At 68.4% G+C, this 19497-nt stretch carries 15 protein-coding genes; 11 read left to right on the top strand and 4 right to left on the bottom strand.

Annotation, left to right across the window (positions count from 1 at the left end; genetic code table 11):
* The first annotated feature begins 53 nt into the window (after positions 1-53).
* Together B4K74_RS04985 and mfd are read left to right on the top strand one after the other, a co-directional pair.
* Positions 54-362, top strand: a complete 309-nt coding sequence (locus tag B4K74_RS04985; protein ID WP_241153139.1) for a succinate dehydrogenase assembly factor 2 — start codon at positions 54-56, stop codon at positions 360-362.
* Positions 362-3799 (top strand): transcription-repair coupling factor, encoded by a 3438-nt coding sequence (mfd, locus tag B4K74_RS04980; RefSeq protein ID WP_286692015.1) that lies wholly within the window; start codon positions 362-364, stop codon positions 3797-3799. The genes B4K74_RS04985 and mfd overlap by 1 nt, the downstream gene beginning before the upstream one ends.
* A 179-nt stretch (positions 3800-3978) precedes the next feature.
* Here mfd and B4K74_RS04975 read toward each other — a convergent pair whose 3' ends face one another.
* Positions 3979-5313 (bottom strand): diguanylate cyclase domain-containing protein, encoded by a 1335-nt coding sequence (locus B4K74_RS04975; RefSeq protein ID WP_286692014.1) that lies wholly within the window; start codon positions 5311-5313, stop codon positions 3979-3981.
* 173 nt (positions 5314-5486) lie between these two features.
* On the opposite strand from B4K74_RS04975, the gene B4K74_RS04970 reads away from it, so the two are divergent.
* On the top strand, positions 5487-6437 hold the full coding sequence (locus B4K74_RS04970; protein WP_286692013.1) for a YihY/virulence factor BrkB family protein: 951 nt from the start codon (positions 5487-5489) through the stop codon (positions 6435-6437).
* On the opposite strand, the gene B4K74_RS04965 is transcribed toward B4K74_RS04970, so the two are convergent.
* Together B4K74_RS04965 and B4K74_RS04960 are read right to left on the bottom strand one after the other, a co-directional pair.
* Positions 6403-6648, bottom strand: a complete 246-nt coding sequence (locus B4K74_RS04965) for a sulfurtransferase TusA family protein (RefSeq protein ID WP_286692012.1) — start codon at positions 6646-6648, stop codon at positions 6403-6405. The two genes, B4K74_RS04970 and B4K74_RS04965, sit on opposite strands and share 35 nt — an antisense overlap.
* Positions 6645-7133, bottom strand: a complete 489-nt coding sequence (locus B4K74_RS04960) for a CinA family protein (RefSeq protein ID WP_286692011.1) — start codon at positions 7131-7133, stop codon at positions 6645-6647. Before B4K74_RS04960 ends, B4K74_RS04965 begins: the two co-directional genes overlap by 4 nt.
* Positions 7134-7211: 78 nt before the next feature.
* Here B4K74_RS04960 and B4K74_RS04955 point away from each other — a divergent pair, with 78 nt between their 5' ends.
* The gene (locus B4K74_RS04955; RefSeq protein ID WP_286692010.1) at positions 7212-9479 is read left to right on the top strand and encodes a spermidine synthase; all 2268 of its coding nucleotides are present in this window, start codon (positions 7212-7214) and stop codon (positions 9477-9479) included.
* Here B4K74_RS04955 and B4K74_RS04950 read toward each other — a convergent pair.
* Positions 9476-10645 (bottom strand): bifunctional 2-C-methyl-D-erythritol 4-phosphate cytidylyltransferase/2-C-methyl-D-erythritol 2,4-cyclodiphosphate synthase, encoded by a 1170-nt coding sequence (locus B4K74_RS04950; RefSeq protein ID WP_286692009.1) that lies wholly within the window; start codon positions 10643-10645, stop codon positions 9476-9478. The genes B4K74_RS04955 and B4K74_RS04950 overlap by 4 nt on opposite strands.
* A 63-nt stretch (positions 10646-10708) precedes the next feature.
* On the opposite strand from B4K74_RS04950, the gene dusB reads away from it, so the two are divergent.
* From dusB to B4K74_RS04915, 7 genes are all read left to right on the top strand, one after another.
* Positions 10709-11698: a tRNA dihydrouridine synthase DusB gene (gene dusB, locus B4K74_RS04945; RefSeq protein WP_286692008.1), complete on the top strand. Its 990-nt coding sequence runs from the start codon at positions 10709-10711 to the stop codon at positions 11696-11698.
* Between the two features lie 89 nt (positions 11699-11787).
* Complete coding sequence (locus tag B4K74_RS04940; RefSeq protein WP_286692007.1) at positions 11788-14049, top strand: sensor histidine kinase NtrY-like; 2262 nt, start codon at positions 11788-11790, stop codon at positions 14047-14049.
* 9 nt (positions 14050-14058) lie between these two features.
* Positions 14059-15471, top strand: coding sequence for a sigma-54-dependent transcriptional regulator (locus B4K74_RS04935; RefSeq protein ID WP_286692006.1), 1413 nt, complete (start codon positions 14059-14061; stop codon positions 15469-15471).
* Positions 15471-16334 carry a D-amino-acid transaminase gene (locus tag B4K74_RS04930; protein WP_286692005.1) on the top strand — a complete coding sequence of 288 codons (864 nt, stop codon included), beginning with the start codon at positions 15471-15473 and terminating at the stop codon, positions 16332-16334. Before B4K74_RS04935 ends, B4K74_RS04930 begins: the two co-directional genes overlap by 1 nt.
* A 113-nt stretch (positions 16335-16447) precedes the next feature.
* Positions 16448-16690 carry an RNA chaperone Hfq gene (hfq, locus tag B4K74_RS04925; protein WP_286692004.1) on the top strand — a complete coding sequence of 81 codons (243 nt, stop codon included), beginning with the start codon at positions 16448-16450 and terminating at the stop codon, positions 16688-16690.
* A 91-nt stretch (positions 16691-16781) separates the two neighbouring features.
* Positions 16782-18098: a GTPase HflX gene (gene hflX, locus B4K74_RS04920; protein WP_286692003.1), complete on the top strand. Its 1317-nt coding sequence runs from the start codon at positions 16782-16784 to the stop codon at positions 18096-18098.
* 69 nt (positions 18099-18167) lie between these two features.
* Entirely contained in the window at positions 18168-19307 is a 1140-nt protein-coding gene (locus tag B4K74_RS04915; protein WP_286692002.1) for a GNAT family N-acetyltransferase, read from the top strand.
* Positions 19308-19497: the final 190 nt, after the last annotated feature.

Here is a 19497-nt window from a genome sequence, read left to right as displayed (position 1 = left end):
CGCGACCGCTATCTGACACGGCTCCATTCCTTTTTGACCGGGCAAGACTTCTTGTGGCCGAAGACATCGCACGCGCCGAAATGACGACCCGGCTGAACCGCATCCGCTTCCGCGCCTGGCGTCGGGGCTTCCGCGAGGCCGACATGATCCTCGGTCCGTTCTCGGAACAGGTCGCGCCGCAACTGGACGAAGCCGACCTCGCCCTGTTCGAGGCCCTGCTGGATGAGGACGACCACACCCTCTACGGCTGGATCAAGGGCTCGACGCCCACGCCGCCCGAATGGGAAGGGCCGCTGATGGACCGCATCCGCCGGTTCGTCGCCGAGTCGGTCTCGTCCGAGGTGGCGCGAGGCATTGGGTAATGGCGGACCCCCTTACGCTGAGCGGCGCGCCCGAGGGTCTGGACGCCCTGCGCGTCGCCGAACGGCTGGGCGAGGGCGGCACCGCCCTGTTCATCGCCCGCGACGCCTCACGCGCCGCCCAGTTCATCGACGCCGTCGGCTTCTTCGCCGAGGGGATCGAGGTCGTCTCCTATCCGGCCTGGGACTGTCTGCCCTATGACCGGCTCAGCCCGTCGTCCTCGGTCTCGGCCCAGCGGATGGCGACGCTCAGCCGTCTCGCCGCCGGCAAGGCCCCCGACAAACCCCTGCTGATCGTCGCCACGGTCGGTGCCGCCCTGCAGCGCACTCCGCCGCGCGAGATCACCGCCAGCGCCGGCTTCGAGACCCACGTCGGCCGCGAGCTCGATACCGCGGCCCTCGAGACCTATTTCGCCACCAATGGTTATGTCCGCGCCTCGACCGTGTCGGAACGCGGCGAATATGCCGTGCGGGGCGGGGTCATCGACGTCTTCCCGCCGGGCTTTGATGAGCCCGTGCGCCTCGACATGTTCGGTCAGGAGCTGGAGTCGATCCGCACCTTCGATCCGGCCACCCAGCGCTCGACCGGCCAGAGGGCCGCCGTGCGTCTGGCCCCGGTGTCCGAGGCCCTGCTGAATCCCGAGGCCATTTCACGCTTCCGCACCGGCTATCTCAACCGGTTCGGCACGGCGGGGGACGATCCCCTCTATGCCGCCGTTAGCGAAGGCGCCCGCCGTCAGGGGCTGGAGCACTGGCTGCCGCTGCTCTATCCGCACCTTGAGACCCTGTTCGACTATCTGCCGGCCGACGCCACCGTCTGGCTGGACAGCCAGGCCGACAAGGCCCGCTCCGAGCGCTGGGACCTGACCGTCGATGCCTTCGAGGCCCGGCGCGAGGCCGCACAGGCCAGCCCCGGTCGCAGCGTCCAGAGCGGCCGCGCCCTGCCGCCCGAGGCCCTCTATCTGTCGCCCGACGACTGGACCCGTGCGCTGGCCTCCCGTCCCGTCATCCAGCTCAGCCCGCTCTCGGGGCCGGGCGAGGATGCCGGCGGCCGGCTGGGGCGGTCGTTCGCGGCCGAGCGCGCGCAGGACAGCGTCAATCTGTTCGAGGCGGTGGCCGCCTATGCCAAGGCTCGTCGCGCGGACGGTCGCAAGGTGCTGTTCGCCTCCTGGAGCGAGGGCTCGTCGGAACGCCTCGCCTCCATGCTGGCCGATCACGGGCTGGAACCCGTCGTGCCGGTGCGCGACTGGGCCGATGTGCAGGCGGCGACCGACACCCTCTATCTGCGCGCCGTCCTGCCGGTCGAGACGGGGTTCGAGACCGACGATCTGGTCGTCATCACCGAGACCGACATCCTCGGCGACCGGCTGGCCCGCCCGCGCAAGAAGCGCCGTGCCTCCAACTTCCTTGCCGAAGCCTCGGCCCTGACCACAGGCGATCTGGTGGTCCACCTCGACCACGGCATCGGTCGCTATGAGGGGCTGCGCACCCTCGACATTCAGGAGGCCCCCCACGACTGTCTGGAACTGGCCTACGCCGGCGATGCCAAACTCTATCTGCCGGTCGAAAACATCGACCTTCTGACCCGCTACGGGGCCGAGGGCGATGGGGTGCAGCTGGACCGGCTGGGTGGCGCCGGATGGCAGGGCCGCAAGGCCAAGGCCAAGGCCCGCCTGCGTGAAATGGCCGAGGGCCTGATCGCGCTCGCCGCCAAACGGGCCCTGCGCGAGAGCGAGGTCGTCGTCCCGCCGCAGGGGCTGTTCGACGAATTCTGTGCCCGCTTCCCCTATGAGGAAACCGACGACCAGCTGAACGCCATCGGCGACGTCCTGTCCGATCTGGCCAAGGGCACGCCCATGGACCGGCTGATCTGTGGCGATGTCGGATTCGGCAAGACCGAGGTGGCACTCCGGGCCGCCTTCGTCGTCGCCATGACCGGCCAGCAGGTGGCCATCGTCTGCCCGACCACGCTTCTGGCGCGTCAGCACTTCAAGACCTTCAGCGAGCGGTTCGCCGGCTGGCCGATCACCGTCCGTCACCTGTCGCGCATGGTCACGGCAAAGGATGCTAATGAGACCCGCGCGGGCCTCAAGGACGGCAGTTTCGAGATCGTGGTCGGCACCCACGCGGTGCTCAGCGAACAGGTCGGCTTCAAGGATCTCGGCCTCGTAATCGTCGACGAGGAGCAGCATTTCGGCGTCAAGCACAAGGAGAAGCTCAAGAGCCTCCGCGCCGATGTGCACCTGCTGACCCTGACCGCCACCCCCATTCCGCGCACCCTGCAGATGGCCCTGTCCGGCATCCGCGAGATGTCGATCATCGCCACTCCGCCGGTCGATCGTCTGGCGGTCCGCACCTATGTTGCGCCCTGGGACGCCGTCATGGTGCGCGAGGCCCTGCTGCGCGAGAAATACCGCGGCGGTCAGGCCTATTACGTCGCCCCTCGTCTGGCCGACCTGCCCGATATCGAACAGTTCCTGCGCGAACAGGTGCCCGAGGTGAAGGCCGTCGTCGGCCACGGCCAGATGTCACCGACCCAGCTCGAGGCGGTGATGAGCGCCTTCTATGAAGGCGAATATGATGTGCTTCTATCGACCACCATCGTCGAAAGCGGCCTCGATATTCCGACGGCCAACACCCTGATCGTGCACCGGGCCGACATGTTCGGCCTGGCCCAGCTGCACCAGATCCGCGGCCGCATCGGCCGGTCCAAGGCGCGTGCCTTCGCCTATCTGACCACCGACCCCAAACGCCCACTCAGCCTGTCGGCCGAACGGCGGCTGCAGGTGCTGCAGTCGCTCGACAACCTCGGCGCCGGCTTCCAGCTGGCCAGCCACGACCTCGACCAGCGGGGCGGGGGCAATCTGCTGGGCGATGAACAGTCGGGCCATATCCGCGAGGTCGGTGTCGAACTGTATCAGCAGATGCTGGAAGACGCCGTGGCCGAGATGCGCGAGCAGGGCGGCGACCTGCGCGACCGCGACTGGTCGCCGACCATCAATGTCGGCGCGGCGGTCCTGATTCCCGAGTCTTATGTGCCGGACCTCAACCTGCGTCTCAGCCTGTATCGTCGTCTGTCGGATGCCGAGCGGGGCGAGGATCGCGAGGCCCTGGCCGCCGAACTGATCGACCGGTTCGGGCCGCTGCCCGACGAAGCCCGCCAGCTGCTCCGCATCGTCGGCATCAAGTCGTCCTGCCGCAAGGCCCAGATCGAGCGCATCGACATGGGGCCCAAGGGCGCGGTCCTGACCCTGCGCAACAACGCCTTTCCCAACCCGCTCGGGCTGGTCGGCCTGATCCAGAAGAATGCCGGCGTGTGGAAACTGCGCCCGGATCAGAAGATCGTGGTCATGGGCGAATGGGCCAATCCGGAAGAACGCCTCAAGGCCGCCGAGCGCATCACCGACTCGCTGGCAACCGTGGCGGCGCTCGAGAGCTAGACTTCGCTCAAGCGAGGTTACCTTTCACACTTTCCGCTCATCCCCGCGAAAGCGGGGACCCAGTTCTTTCCCTGCACATGCCGCTTGGGATGACCGCTGGGAGCCGATGGAGAGCCCGGATCGCCCAAAACTCTGGGTCCCCGCTTTCGCGGGGATGAGCGGCACTGGCTTCGCGGGGCTCAGCTCGCGACGCGGGTGTCGGTGGCCAGCGACGCAGAGGCCCGCTCCAGCGTCCGGGCGGGAGCCTCGCCGCTGCGTTGCTCGGCCACGCCAAGCTCAAAGTCGACCACGAAGGGCGAGCGCCCGGGGCCGGCCTCAAAGGCGGTACAGCCGATCACGGCCACGATCCGCTGGGCCGCGATCCGGGCCTGGGCCTCGGTCGTGCCGGGCAGGGCCAGGGCGAAGACCTCGCTGGACAGGCGCGCCGCCGTATCCTCGGTGCGGATCAGACGCGACACCATGGTGCCGATCTGGGGCAGGGCGCGGGCCAGCCAGCCATCGCGGCGCGCCTCCTCGACCGGCTCGGTCATGGTCACCTTCAGCACACACAGCGACAGGGGCCGCCGACGCTTGCGGGACGCCTCGCTGACCCGGCCCAGGTGCTGGGCAAACAGGTCGCGGGTGAACAGGCCCGTGTCGGGATCGGTCAGGCCTGAGCCCCGCACCGACTCCAGCGCGCGCCGCACCCCGGTCTGGCGACGGTGGAAGCGCGCCATGGCCAGCAGTCGCCGCGCCGTCTCGCGCTCATCCGTGTCCGCGGCAGCCACATCGGCAAAGCCCCGTCCGAACAGATCCGAGGCGTCCATCTGGGCGCCATCGTTCAGGTAAAGCATCACCGGAATGTGGTAGAGCCTTGTATTCCTTTTCATGCCCGAGGCGATCGACAGCGCCGGGGCATGGTCCTCCGCCCCCCACAGCACGGCGGCGTCGAACGGGCTTTCGTGCAGATAGTCAAAGGCGGTGTAGGGGGTGGGGGCCGCCACCACCTCCGCGCCATCCTCCGCCAGGGCGTTCGACAGCGCCAGGAACCGGCGATCCGGCTTGCCCGCCGCCAGCACCCGCACCGGAGTCAGATCCGTGGCCGGCAGGTCGATGGCCTGACCCTGCTGGCGGAAGGTATCGATCCGCAGGTTCAGCTCTTCTTCAGCCAGCGCTGCCCGGACCAGCTGTTCCAGCCGGATGCGCAGCTGCACCGGATGAGCCGGAGCGGTCATGGCCAGATCGACGGTCGTGGATTCCTCGGGCGTCGGCGCGCGTCCCATCAGGGCGATGACAGGCAGGTATCGCGGCGAGGCCAGCCCCTTCAGCCGCGCCGCCACCGCCGAGATATCGGCATCGGCCTCACCGGCCACCAGAATTGCCGCCTCGATCGGGAAATCTTCCAGCACAATCGACGCAGCCTCGGGCGAGGGTGCGGTGATCGTGGTCCAGCCTTCCGAATCAAGCTGACGGCACAGGGCCTCGCCCTCGGTCTCATCGCCGGTAACGACCAGAATACGCGGATCGAAATCCAAAACGGTACGCCCCCTTCAGCCCGGATTCTGCGATCCGGAGACCAGCCCGATGGTGCCGGACCATAGACAGCCCCCCGGCGCCCCCGCAACCGGTTCCATGACCGCTTCACGCAAGAGGGTTTGCAAAGTCACAAAAAAGTCTAGTTTCGCGCCGGGTTGTGGCGAGGATGACTTTGACCTTTGACTCTCTCCGGAGCCGGATCGGCTTCTGGCTCAGGCTGTCCGGACGCGCGTTTGCCCGCAGCTGGGGCCGCGATGTCATGCTCTACACGGGCGGGGTGTCCTTCTTCGCCCTGCTGGCCGTATTCCCCGCGATCGCCATCCTGATCGGTCTCTACAAGGTCGGTCTGTCGATCAGTGAGGTCAGCGCCCAGGCCACGGCGCTCGCCGACGTCATGCCGGCCGCCGCGCGCAGCATCTTCCTTGAGGAAATCAGCCGGCTGACCAATGCCTCGGCCCGCACCGTGTCGACGCAGAGCGCCTTCGCCCTGATCATCGGTGCCTATGCTGCGCACAGGGGTTTCAAGGCCTTGTTGGCCGGTCTTAACCTCATCCATGACGAAGCCGAGCCGCATGGCTTCCTCAGGTTCAACCTGCTGGCCTTCTTCGTCGCCCTGTTTGCCTTTGGCCTGTTCACCGTCGTGTCCGGCGCCGTGGTCACGGCCCGGCTGATGTCCCACGCCGGATCGGCCGCAACGACCGGCGCCTCCAGCGGGGGCTATATGCCGCTGGACGTCCTGCTGCCCGCAGCCGGCCTGTCGTTCGGCCTGAGCCTGCTCTACCGCTATGCCATGTCGCACAAGTCGCGCGTGGCCTGGCGGCCCGCCATCACCGGCGGGGTGATCGCCACCCTGCTGTCGATGATCTCGTCGTGGCTGTGCGCCGTCTATGTCGAGCAGATCGCCGTGCTGGGCGCGACCTATGGCTCGGTCGGTGCGGTCGTGGTCCTGCTGATCTGGCTGTCGTGGAACGTCAACGCCATCTTCTACGGCGGGGCCTTCGCCACCGAGATGGAGATCGTCGCGCGCGCCCGCGACGAAGCCCTGATCGTCGAGGCCGAGGAAGCCTTGATGCAGACGCCGAAGGTCGTCAGCCTGACGGCGCGGCGCCAGTCTCGACAGTGATCCGCAGGACGCCTTCTGCGTCCTCAATCCCGATCAGCCTGTGCGGCCCGTCGCCCAGCATGTGCGGCACATCGATGCGCGCCATCGGGTCCGTCGCCATCAGTACAATCGTCTCACCCGGCGCCGCCGCCTCCAGCGCGCGCGCCAGCCTCAGGCTCGGCACCGGACACCGGTGACCGCGGGCATCGACGAGGATCGGGGCAGGGCTCACGCCAGCCCGTCCAGCAAAAGCCTCAGCGCCTGCTCGGTGGCCGCCAGTCGGATCGCCTGACGGTCGCCCTCGCCAAAGCGGCGCTCCAGATGCCGCACACCGTCTGCGGTCGCGAGCCCGAAATGGACCAGTCCGACCGGCTTCTCGGCTGACCCGCCACCGGGCCCGGCGACCCCGGTGATTGAGACCGCCAGACCTACACCCGCCCGGGCTCGCGCCCCGGTCGCCATGGCTTCCGCCACAGGCTGAGACACCGCGCCATGCGCCTCGATCAGGGCCGCCGGTACATCCAGCATCCGCGTCTTGGCCGCATTGGAATAGGTGACCGCCCCCTGTTCCAGCACCGCCGAGGATCCCGCCACGGAGGTGATCAGGGCCGCGACCAGACCGCCCGTACAGCTCTCGGCCGTGGCCAGCGTCATCCCCCGCGCCTGCGCGCGCGCCACGACCGCCTCGGCCAAGGTCATCAGATCGGGAGTAAACATGGCTTTAAGCCTTGGCGAGTCAGCCTTACGGTGGCCCACAGGGTGCCGCGCCGATGCCCGCCTGTCGATGGAGCATGCATGAGCCAGACCAGCGTGACCGACGGGGTCGAGCCGCTCGGCGTCCGCCTGACCCCGCTGATCTTCGGTCTGGCGATCTTCACCTCGGCCATGCTGGTCTTTTCCGTCCAGCCCATGATCACCAAACTGGTCCTGCCGGTGCTGGGGGGATCGCCCTCGGTCTGGAACACGGCCATGGTCTTCTTCCAGACGGGCCTGCTGGCGGGCTATGCCTATGCCCACCTGCTTCAGAAGGTCGCCTCCCTGCGCCTTCAAGTCGGCATCCATCTGATCCTGCTGTTGATCGCGGCCATCTTCCTGCCGCTCCGGGTCAATGGCCTGCTGGGGGATCCGGACCCCTCGGCACCGATCGGCTGGCTGCTGACGACGCTGGCCATCTCGGTCGGTCTGCCGTTCGCCATCCTGTCGGCGACCGCCCCCCTGCTTCAGGCCTGGTACGCCCGCGTCCGCGTGGGGCACGCCGATGGCCAGAACCCCTATGTCCTCTATGCCGCGTCCAATCTCGGCAGCTTCCTCGCCCTGCTGGCCTATCCCGTCCTGATCGAGCCGCTCAGCTCCCTGTCCGGTCAGCGCTGGGGCTGGAGTGTGGGCTATGGCGTCTTCGTCCTGATGATCGTCGCGCTGGGCCTGACCGTCTGGCGCGCCCGGGCCCTGACGCGCGTCGAGCCGCCCCCGCTGGCCCGCACCTCGCCCATCGACTGGCGCGAGCGCGGCATCTGGGTGCTGCTGGCCGCCGCGCCGTCCAGCCTGATGCTGGGCGTGACCGCCCACCTGACGACCGATGTCGCCTCGGCGCCCTTCCTCTGGGTCCTGCCGCTGGCCCTCTATCTGCTGACCTTCGTCATCGCCTTCCAGAGCCGGCCGTGGATCCCCCTGCCGATCACCCTGATCGTCCAGTCGGCCCTGCTGGCCGTGACCGTCAGCATGGTCGCCTTCCGCAGTTCCAGCTGGATGCTGATCCTCGTCGTTCATCTGACGACCTTCTTCTTCACGGCCCTGCTGTGTCACCAGCTTCTGGCGGGCCGTCGCCCCCCGCCCGACCGGCTGACCGAATTCTACCTGCTGCTGTCGGTCGGCGGCATGCTGGGCGGGGTGTTCAACGCCCTGATCGCGCCCGTCATCTTCAACATGGTGTGGGAGTATCCGCTGGTGCTGGTGGCCGTCGGTCTGGCCCGGCCCCGGGGCGGCCCCTTCACCTTGCGTCACGGCTATTTCCTGCTCGGCGCCGCCTTCCTGTCGGTCATGCCGCATGTGGTGATGGAGGTGATCGCCCGGACCCCGTCGCTCTGGCCCTATGTGCAGGACCTGACCACCCTCAAGCTGGCCTCGATCATCCTCGGCGGCGCGGCCATCTGCGCCTTTCTGGTGCGGGACAAGGCGCTGGTCTTCACCGGCGTCCTGCTGATGATCGCCCTGTCGGCCCAGCATGTGGCCCGCGGCTATGACTGGAGCCTGACCGAGCGCAGCTTCTTCGGAGTCATGCGGGTGGCCGAGATCGAGGACTCCGGCATGGGCGGCCCGGTCCATGTGCTGATGCACGGCACCACCTTGCACGGGGCCCAGGCGCGCCATCCCGACCATGCCTGCAACCCGACCATGTACTATGCCTACTCCACCCCGATCGGCCTCGCGGCCCTTGAGGTCCAGTCTCGCTCGCCCGAGGTGCGCATGGGGGTGGTCGGGCTCGGAGCCGGGGCCATGGCGGCCTACAAGCGGCCCGGCGACACCCTGACCTTCTTCGAGATCGACCCCATGGTCGACCGCATGGCGCGCGATCCGCGCTGGTTCACCTATATCTCGGACTGTGCCGCAGGCCCCGTCCAGACCGTCCTCGGCGATGCCCGCCTGACCCTGGCGCAACAGCCCGACGCCGCCTTCGACCTTCTGGTCATCGACGCCTTCTCCTCCGACGTCGTGCCGACGCACCTGCTGACGGTCGAGGCGCTGGCAGACTATCTGCGGCTGGTCGGACCGACCGGGATGGTGGTCCTGCATGTGTCGAACCGCAACCTCGACATCACCCTGCCGACGGTCGCTGCCGCGCGTCAGCTGGGCGCTGCCGAGCGCCACCGGATCTTCTTCGAGCGTCCCGACCAGCCCGACATGGCCGAGGCCTCGACCGAGGTGCTGATCATGTCCCCCACCGAGGAAGGCCTGGCCGACTTCGTGGACGATCCGGACTGGCGTGTCCTCGCCGACACCGAGGTCCGCCCATGGACCGACGACTACGTCAATCTGTGGGGCGCCCTGGTCCGCGCCAACTTCTAGCGTGAAGCGGGCAGGGTGATCGTGGCCACCGCCTGCGCGGCAAGCCCTTCACCGCGCCCCGTAAAGCCCAGCTGTTCGGTCGTGGTCGCCTTGACGCTGACCCCATCCAGCGGAAGGCCGCACAGCTCGGCCATCCGCTCGCGCATCGCCTGACGGTGCGGTTTGATCTTCGGTTCCTCGCAGATCAGGGTCACATCGACATTGATCAGCCGCCCCCCGCGCGCCGTTAGCCGTTCGACGGCGTGCACCAGAAACCGGTCGCTCGATGCCCCCTTCCACTGCGGATCGGAGGGCGGGAAATGGTCGCCGATGTCGCCGTCCCCCATGGCACCCAGAATGGCGTCGGTCAGGGCATGCAGGCCCGCATCGGCATCCGAATGGCCGATCAGGGTCCGGTCGTGTGGAATCTCGACGCCGCACAGCCACACCGACGTCCCCGGTCCCCAGCGGTGCACATCGAACCCCTGTCCGACGCGCGTTATGGACGGCGGGTTCAGTCCGGCAGCGAGCGCCTCGGCCATGATGAAATCCTCGGGATAGGTCAGTTTGAACAGGCGGGGATCGCCGGCGACCAGCACAACCCGGCCGCCCGCCGCACGCACGGCCTCGGCTTCATCGGTCGGCGGCGTCTCGCCCGGCCAGTCGGTCAGGGCCGCCCGCACCGTGGCCAGCCGGAAGGCCTGCGGCGTTTGGGCCCGGAACAGGCCGTCGCGATCGACGCTGTCGCCCAGCCCGGCCTCATCGCCCCGCCGCAGGCTGTCGACGGCGGGCAGGGCAGGGACCGCTCCGTCGGCATCACCCAGCGCATCGATCAGGCGGTCGATCACGGCCCGCTCCAGAAACGGCCGCGCCGCATCGTGGATCAGCACCGGCGTATCCGCGCCCGCCAGATCGCCCGCCTCAATGGCATCCAGCCCCCGCATGACCGACTCCGCGCGGGTCGCGCCGCCCTCAACGGCCCGCCAGCCGGTCAGGCCTGCCAGCGCGTCCCCCACATCAGCCAGACGATGAGGGCCCACCACGACCACGACGTCAGCGGCCCCGGCGTCCAGCAGCGCGCGCACCGACCAGCGCAGCACGGGCACACCCGCCAGCGCCGCCCAGGGCTTTTCCACACCGGCGCGAGAGCCCGAGCCCGCCGCCACAACAACCGCCTGAAATCTCATGCCGCTCTTCTAGGGCGCGGTCGCAGACTTGACGAGAGGGGGGCGGGGCGAAGATAGGGGCCGATGGCTTCCTCCCTGACCATCGGCGATGTGACCGTTCCCGGCCGGGTGCTGATGGCCCCCATGACGGGGATCACCGACCTGCCGTTCCGGCGCGTGGCCTCGCGCCTCGGTGCGCCCTATGTCGCCACCGAAATGGTCGCCTCGGCCGAGCTGGCTCGCGGTCGCCCCGATGTCGTCCGCCGGGCGGCGGTGGGCGATGGCCTGCCCCTGACCGTCATCCAGCTGGTCGGGCGGGATCCCGAGGCCATGGCCGAGGGCGCGCGCATGGCCGAGCGCGCGGGCGCTGACCTGATCGACCTCAACTTTGGCTGTCCGGCCAAGGAGGTCACCGGCTCGGCCTCAGGGTCGGCCCTGATGCGGGTGCCTGATCTCGCCTGCCGTATCATGGAGGCGGTCGTGGGGGCCGTCAGCCGCCCGGTCACCGTCAAGATGCGTCTGGGCTGGGACGACACCGACCGCAATGCCGCAACCCTGGCCCGGCGCGCCGAACAGATCGGCGTCCAGGCCGTCACCGTGCATGGCCGCACCCGCAAGCAATTCTATACCGGCAAGGCCGACTGGCAGGCGGTGGGTGAGGTCAAGGACGCGGTCTCCATCCCCGTCGTCGTCAATGGCGACGTGCTGACGCTGCAAGACGCCCGCGACGCGCTGGAGCAATCGGGCGCCGATGCCCTGATGCTGGGGCGCGGGGTCTATGGCCGGCCCTGGCTGGCGGCCCGGCTTGAGGCCGGCCTGAACGGCGACACCGGTCCCGATGCTCCCGACCGCGCCGACCGTCTGACGCTGGTCATCGACCATATGCAGGCCTCGCTGGACTTCTATGGCTATCCGCTGGGGCTGAAGATGTTCCGCAAACACCTCGGCTGGTACATCGAACAGGCCCCCTGGCCTGCGGACCCCGCCGACCGCCGCGCCGCCAAGGCACGCCTGTGCCGTATGGACGATCCCGAGGCCGTGGCCCGGTCCCTGTCGGAGCTCTGGACGGCGTAGTGCCGCATATTCGCAACTAACCTGTTGATCATCGGCCACAGGTATCGGATGGTGCCGGACGCATGACCGGCCCTGTGACAGCAGATGAAATGCCTAAAAGCCGGCCGCTGGATGCGGCGCTCGGCGCGTTGCGGGCCGGTATCTCGACCCCGGCCGGGCGTCCCGTGTTCGGTGTGGCCTATGCCGTCGCCTTCCTGATCACCGTCGCGGCCATCTGGCTTGTGGCCGTCGCGCCCGAGGCAGGCGGCGAGGAGGGGGCCCGGGCAGCGACCAGCCGGGCGGTGCTCTACATTCTTCTGGGCAATCTGGTCCTGATCCTGACACTGGCGTCCGGCGTTGGCATCCAGGTGCTGGATCTGGTCCGCAATCGCAAACAGGCCGGCGCGCGCCTGCACCTCCGGTTCGTGACCCTGTTCTCGCTGGTGGCCGTGGTGCCCGCCATCCTGATCGCCCTGGTGTTCGGCGTGCTGGTCAACCGCGGCGTGGACCAGTGGTTCAGCGTCAACGTCAGCGCGGCGGTCGAAAACGGCGCTGACATCGGTCGCGCCTATGTCCGCGATGTCAGCCTCGAACTCGAATCCGACCTCGCGACCATGGCCAATGAGCTGACGGCCCCCGAAGCCCGCGCGGACTTCCAGACCAGCCGCATCCGCTTCTCCGGCCTTCTGGCCCAGACGGCGGACATCTTCGGCTATCCCGCCCTCTATATCCTCGACGGTCAGGGGCGGGTTCTGGCCAGCGGCGAACTGCCGGGCGCTCCCGCCTATGTCGGACCGCCCCGCAGCGATCTTGAAATGGCGGCGCAGGGCGAAATCGCCCCAAGCGGCGTCACCGAAAACCCCGACACCATCCGCACCCTCTATCCGCTGTCCGGGTATGGCGACGCCTACCTCTATGCCGTCCGTCCCCTACAGCCCGGGCTGATCTCGCAGATGCGCAACAGCGAGCAGTCCATCCAGGCCTATCGCGAGGCCCAGGAAAGCCGCGCCAGCATCCAGACCGCCTTTGCCCTCAGCTATCTCGAGACCGCCCTGCTGGTTCTCGTGGGCGCCGTCTGGCTGGGCATGTCGGCCGCCAGCGCCATTTCGGTGCCGATCGGGCGTCTGGCACAGGCCGCGGATCAGGTCGCGGACGGCGACCTCTCGGCCCGCGTTGCGGTCGATAAAGAACCTCACGAAATCGCGGCCTTGTCCAATGCATTTAACCGCATGACCAGCGATCTTCAGGCGCAGCAAGAGGCCTTGAAAGCCGCCAGCGAGGATGCCCAGGGCCGAAGTCGCTTCATCGAAACCGTGTTGTCCGGCGTCAGCGCCGGGGTCATCGGTCTGGATCGCAAGGGCCGCGTCTCCGCCATCAACGCCAGCGCCATCGAACTGCTGGGCCTGCCCGATGCTGACCTGACAGGTCGCGAACTGGCGGCCTTTTCGCCGGAGCTCAGCGAGCTGCTCAAGCGGGCCGAGGCCCACATCGAGGAAGACATCGACGTCACCCGCGACGGCGAGACCCGCCGCCTGCGCGTCCGGATCGAGGGCGGTCTGGGCGGCGAGATGGTGCTGACCTTCGACGACATCACCCGGCTGGTCACGGCCCAGCGCAATGCCGCCTGGCGCGACGTCGCGCGCCGCATCGCCCATGAGATCAAGAACCCCCTGACCCCGATCCAGCTGTCGGCCGAGCGTCTGCGCCGCAAATACCGCTCGCAGGTGGTTGATGATGTCGAGGTCTTTGATCGCTGCACCGAGACCATCATCCGTCAGGTCGGCGACATCGGCCGCATGGTCGACGAATTCTCCTCCTTCGCCCGCATGCCGGCGCCTCGTTTTGCGCCCGAGAACCCCGCCGAACTGCTGCGTCAGGCGGTTTTTGCCCAGCGCGTGGCGGTGCCCGACGCCGCCATTGACCTCCAGCGCGGCCTGCCCAGGACCGAGCTTCAGTGCGACGGCCGCATGGTCGGCCAGGCCCTGACCAACATCCTCAAGAACGCCGGGGAGTCGGTGCAGGCCCGCCGCGCCATGACCGGCGACACGGACGCCGGCACCGCCATCCTCGCCTGGCTGGACCTCGAGCCGAACACGATCACCTTCGTCATCGAGGATGACGGCGTCGGCTTACCTGAAAAGGACCGCGACCGCCTGACCGAGCCCTATGTCACCACGCGCGACAAGGGCACGGGGCTGGGCCTCGCCATCGTCCGCCGTATCTGTGAGGACCACGGCGGCGAGCTGAAACTGGCCGATGCCGAAACGCTGAGGGGAGCCCGGGTCTGTCTGGTCTTCCCGCTCAAGGCCCCGTCCCGGACCGGGACCGTGCCTGCCACCCCTTCCCCCTCCACCATCCCCGCGGCTGAATAGAGAGAGCTCATGAAAAGCAACGGAGCCGACATACTGGTCGTCGACGACGAGGCCGACATCCGCGACCTGGTCGCCGGCCTGCTCGAAGATGAGGGGCATTCGATCCGCACCGCCTCCAATTCTGACGAGGCCCTCGCTGCCATTCGCGCGCGCAAGCCGTCGCTGGCCCTGCTGGACATCTGGATGCAGGGGGGCGGCATCGACGGGCTGGAGTTGCTCGACATCATCCGCACCATCGACCCCGACCTGCCGGTCGTCATGATCTCGGGTCACGGCAATATCGAGACCGCCGTCAGCGCCCTGCAGCGCGGTGCCTATGACTTCATCGAAAAGCCGTTCAAGTCCGACCGGCTGGTGGTGGTCATCCAGCGCGCGCTCGAGGCCGCCTCGCTCAAACGCGAAAACCGCCAGCTGCGCGCCCAGGCCATGACGCCGACCGGCATCATCGGCAAGTCGGCCGCTGCTGTCGCCTTGCGCAACACCATCTCCAAGGTCGCCCCCGCCAACAGCCGCGTGCTGATCTCGGGCCCGCCCGGTTCCGGCAAGGAGCTGGTGGCCCGCCAGATCCATGAGGCCAGCCCGCGCGGCAAGTCCGAGTTCGTGGCCATCGCGGCCGCCGGCATGACCCCCGAACGCCTCGACCTCGAGCTGTTCGGCGAGGAGGGCGTCGACGGCCGCCCCAGCAAGATCGGTGTGTTCGAGCGCGCCCACAACGGCACCCTCTACCTCGACGAGGTCGCCGACATGCCGCGCGAGAGTCAGAGCCGCATCCTGCGCGTGCTGGTCGAACAGCGCTTCCGCCGCATCGGCGGCGAGCAGGACGTCCAGGTCGATGTCCGCGTCATCACCTCCTCCTCGCGCGACCTGAAGCAGGAGATCGAGGAGGGCCGCTTCCGCGAGGACCTGTTCCACCGCCTCGCCGTCGTGCCGATCCGCGTCCCGCCCCTGACCGAGCGCCGCGAGGACATCGCCGAAATGATCGAGCATTTCACCGAGAGCATCTGCATCTCCCAGGGTCTGCCCCGCCGGCGCATCGGCGACGACGCGGTCGCGGTCATGCAGGTCAACCCCTGGCCCGGCAACGTCCGCCAGCTGCGCAACAACATCGAGCGCCTGCTGATCCTGGCCACCGGCGACCCATCCGAGCCGATCACCGCCGACATGCTTCCCCAGGACGGCCCGTCGGACAACGCCACCCTGTCGATGGGCAATGAGCGAATCATCGCCCTGCCGCTGCGCGAGGCCCGTGAGGTGTTCGAACGCGAATATCTGGCGGCCCAGATCATGCGCTTCGGCGGCAATATCTCGCGCACGGCAGGCTTCATCGGCATGGAGCGCTCGGCCCTGCACCGCAAGCTCAAGTCGCTGGGGGTTTCGCCCGCGCGCGGTGGCGACGACGAGATCGAGGCGAGCGACGCCTGATGTCCCGCACCGCCTACGTCAACGGCCAGTACCTGCCCCACACCGGGGCGCTCGTCCATATCGAGGACCGGGGCTTCCAGTTCGCCGACGGCGTCTATGAGGTCTGGTCCGTATTCGACGGTCGGCTGGCCGACTTCGAGGGCCATATGACCCGCCTGCAGCGCAGCCTGTCGGAACTGCGTATCCGCATGCCGATGACGCCCCAGGCCCTGACCATCGTCCTCAAGGAAACCATCCGCCGCAACCGTGTCGACGACGGCATCGTCTATCTGCAGATCACGCGCGGCACGGCCCGCCGCGACCATCCGTTTCCGTCCGCAGACACCCCGCCCAGCGTCATCGTCACCTCGCGCCGAGTCGATCAGGCCAAGGCCGAAGCCGTGGCGAAAAAGGGCGTGGCCGTCGTCACCCGCCCGGACCTGCGCTGGGGCCGCTGTGACATAAAGACCGTCGGCCTGTTGCCCAATGTGCTGGCCAAACAGGCCGCACGCGAGGTCGGCGCCTATGAATGCTGGCTGGTCGACGAGCTGGGTCTGGTCACCGAGGGCACCTCGACCAATGCCTGGATCATCGATGCCGAGGGCGTCCTGCGCACCCGCGACACCCAGGCCAACATCCTGCGCGGCTGCACCCGCTCGACCCTGATGCAGATCATCAAGGACGAGGGCATTCCGTTCGAGGAACGCGCCTTCACCGTCGAGGAGGCGAAGGCGGCCCAGGAGGCCTTCTTCACCGCCGCCGGCGCCTTCGTCCTGCCCGCCATATCCATCGATGGCACAAAGATCGGCACCGGCAAGCCCGGCCCCGTCACCCGCCGCCTCCGCGAAGCCTATCTCGACGCCGCCCGCGACGGCGCGGTTTAACCCGCACGCGGTTGCCGTCGCCGATGCCGGTGACTAAGGTCGCCCCGTCGCGGCACATCGCGGCTCCGGCGCTCCCCCTGCCGGACAACAAGCAAGAACAGGATCAACCTGCCATGCCGCAAGACAAGCGTCAGAACCTTCAGGACACCTTCCTCAACACGGTCCGCAAGACCAAGACCCCGCTGACCATCTTCCTCGTCAACGGCGTCAAGCTGCAGGGCATCGTTACCTGGTTCGACAATTTCTGCGTGCTGCTGCGTCGCGATGGCCAGTCGCAATTGGTCTACAAGCACGCCATCTCCACCATCATGCCCTCGGCTCCGGTCGATCTGCGCGAGCCGGAAGATCAGGACTGATCCGTCTGGTCCGGAGCGCTGAGGGAGCCTGTGGTCCTGTCCGTGCGTTCGCGGACGGGACGCTTTCGTCCATTCAAAGCCCGGAACCTGCGTGTCTTCACCGCTGATCGACCATACCGCTCCGCCCGTTCGGGCGCTTGTGCTCCACCCTGATCGCTCGGCTGGCCGGGCAGGGGGCCGCCGTCCACAGGATCGGCTGGACGAGGCCGTGGGTCTGGCCCAGGCGCTGGACCTCGACGTCCGCGGCCAGGAGGTCATCGCCCTTCGCCGCACCACGCCGGCCACCCTGTTCGGCTCGGGCAAGGTCGACGAAATGGCCGCCCTCGTGCGCGCGGCCGAGGCCGAGGTCGTCGTCATCGACGACGCCCTGACCCCGGTCCAGCAGCGCAATCTGGAAAAAGCGTGGGAGGCCAAGGTCATCGACCGCACCGGCCTGATCCTCGAGATCTTCGGCAGGCGGGCCCGCACGCGGGAAGGCCGGCTGCAGGTCGAGCTGGCCCGGCTGGAATACGAGCGCTCGCGCCTCGTCCGCACCTGGACCCACCTGGAACGCCAGCGCGGCGGCACGGGCTCGACCGGCGGTCCCGGCGAAACCCAGATCGAGCTGGACCGCCGCCTGATCGCCGACCGCATCGTCAAGCTCAGGACCGACCTCCAGGACGTCCGTCGCACCCGGGGACTGCACCGCACCGCGCGCAAGAAGGTGCCGTTCCCGACCGTCGCCCTGGTCGGCTACACCAATGCGGGCAAGTCGACCCTGTTCAACCACCTGACCGGGGCCGAGGTGGTGGCAAGGGACCTGCTGTTTGCCACCCTCGACCCGACCCAGCGCATGATCCGCCTGCCGCAGGGGCGGTCGGCCCTGATCGCCGACACCGTGGGCTTCATTTCCGACCTGCCGCACGAACTGGTCGAGAGCTTCCGCGCCACCCTCGAGGAGGTCGCCGAGGCCGATCTGATCCTGCACGTCCGCGATATCTCCAGCCCCGAGACCGACGCCGAGGCCAAGGACGTCGAGGAGGTTCTGGCCCGCATCACCCCCGCCGAGGGCGAGGAGGAGGCCTCGCTTCAGGTCCGCACCCTCGAGGTCTGGAACAAGATCGACCGCCTCGATCCCGAGACCCACGCCGCCATGGTCACCCGCGCCCGGACCGAGGGCGCGGTCGCCGTCTCGGCCCTGACGGGCGAGGGGCTTGAGGCCCTGCGTCAGGCCATCGCCGAACGCATCGATACCGACCCCGAAATCCACCTGACGCTCGAACCCCAGGACGGCGAGGCCCTCGCCTGGCTCTATGAGCACGGCCGCATCACCGCCCGCACCGAAGATGCCGACGGCCGCCTCGAGATCAGCGTGCGCCTCTCCGAGCCCGCTCTCGGTCGGTACCAGCGGCTGTTCGCTCTGAACTGAGCCGGCTTTCGGTCAGGGTCTTGCAGGGGGCGGGCCAGCGTCCACCGTTTGCCCTGAAAGCCTCCCGCAATGGCACAGATCATCGCCACCCGCCGTCCCGCGACGGACCTTCCCGACCGGGAAGCCGACGTCTGGCGTGCCTTTCAGGGACAGCAGACGGCCTTTGCCAATCCGCTGATGGGGCCGGACTTCGCCCGCGCCATCGGGCGGGTCCGCGACGATGCCGAGGTCGTTACCTATCGCCGGGGAGACGAGATCGTCGGCTTCCTCGGCCTGCACCGGCGTCCCGGCGGCTTTGCCCGCCCGCTGGGCGCCCCCTTTTCCGACTATCACGCTCTCATCACCGGGCCTGCGCCCGGCATGGATGGCCCGCAGGCCCTGACCTTGGCGGGCATCGGCGCCTTCCGACACATCGGTCTGGTCGATCCCTATGGCCTGTTCCCGCCGGTCGGTACCGGGCCGGACGCTTTTGCCATCGAGACGCCCGACGGTCCCGAGGCCCACCTCGAGTCCATGCGCGCCGTCAGCCCCAAGAAGTTCAAGAACTGGCGACGGCTGTCCAACCGCCTCGCCGAGCTTGGCCCCCTGCGCTTTGACCAGAGCCAGTCCCGTGACGACCTCGACGCCCTGCTGTCGTGGAAGTCCGAGCAGTTCGAGCGCACCGGGCTTCAGGACGTGCTGCGCCCGCTCTGGGTGCGCGCCCTGATGTCAGACCTGTTCGAGGCGGACACGCCCCATTTCCGTGGCCTGATGCTGACCCTGCACGCCGGCGATACGCTGGTGGGCGGCCATTTCGGCGTGTTCGGACAGGGCACCTATCATCCGTGGATCGCCTCGACCAATCCGGCGCTGGCCCATGTGTCGCCCGGGAATGCCTTCCTTGATCAGGCTATCCGCGCCATGCCCCGGCTGGGAATCGCCGCCTATGATCTCGGTCCCGGCCACGACCATTACAAACAGCCCTGGGCCTCGATCCGCAAACAGGTCGGCGTGGGCCTGACCCTCGTCGAGGGGCAGGGCAGGGGACTGATGACCCTGGGCTCGACCGACTGGGCCTCGGGCGCCGATGCCCCCCTGGCCAAGGTGCGCCGCCGCCTCGACCACATCGCCGCCATCGACCCCACCCCCGCCGGCCGCGCCCTCGCCCTCGTCCACGCCATGCGCGCCATCCCCCGCCGGCTGTCCCCCTCCGGCCCGATCGAGGGCTGAGCGGCTTCCTGCGAGGGAAGTTTTTCCGTCTCCTCCCCACCATGATGGGGAGAGGGACCGCGGGGCGGTGGAGGGGTTCTCCACCACAGGCACGCCCTCAAGAGCCCCTCCGTCTCGGCTGCTTCGCATCCGATCCACCTCTCCAGCTTTGCTAGGGAGGAGACAGATAGTGCGATAGCCGCCCGCAAAT

Origin of the sequence: Brevundimonas sp. UBA2503 (assembly GCF_002341485.1) — a bacterium.
GTDB lineage: Bacteria > Pseudomonadota > Alphaproteobacteria > Caulobacterales > Caulobacteraceae > Brevundimonas > Brevundimonas halotolerans.
The sequence above is the reverse complement of the archived record's forward strand: the minus strand, read 5'-3'. Positions and strand labels throughout refer to the sequence as shown.

Bases quoted from the DNA above. Each gene is read 5' to 3' on its own strand.
- B4K74_RS04940 (WP_286692007.1), top strand. From the start codon at position 11,788: ATGCCTAAAAGCCGGCCGCTGGATGCGGCGCTCGGCGCGTTGCGGGCC.
- B4K74_RS04915 (WP_286692002.1), top strand. From the start codon at position 18,168: ATGGCACAGATCATCGCCACCCGCCGTCCCGCGACGGACCTTCCCGAC.
- B4K74_RS04930 (WP_286692005.1), top strand. From the start codon at position 15,471: ATGTCCCGCACCGCCTACGTCAACGGCCAGTACCTGCCCCACACCGGG.
- dusB (WP_286692008.1), top strand. From the start codon at position 10,709: ATGGCTTCCTCCCTGACCATCGGCGATGTGACCGTTCCCGGCCGGGTG.
- hfq (WP_286692004.1), top strand. From the start codon at position 16,448: ATGCCGCAAGACAAGCGTCAGAACCTTCAGGACACCTTCCTCAACACG.
- mfd (WP_286692015.1), top strand. From the start codon at position 362: ATGGCGGACCCCCTTACGCTGAGCGGCGCGCCCGAGGGTCTGGACGCC.
- B4K74_RS04960 (WP_286692011.1), bottom strand. From the start codon at position 7,133: ATGTTTACTCCCGATCTGATGACCTTGGCCGAGGCGGTCGTGGCGCGC.
- B4K74_RS04955 (WP_286692010.1), top strand. From the start codon at position 7,212: ATGAGCCAGACCAGCGTGACCGACGGGGTCGAGCCGCTCGGCGTCCGC.
- B4K74_RS04950 (WP_286692009.1), bottom strand. From the start codon at position 10,645: ATGAGATTTCAGGCGGTTGTTGTGGCGGCGGGCTCGGGCTCTCGCGCC.
- B4K74_RS04935 (WP_286692006.1), top strand. From the start codon at position 14,059: ATGAAAAGCAACGGAGCCGACATACTGGTCGTCGACGACGAGGCCGAC.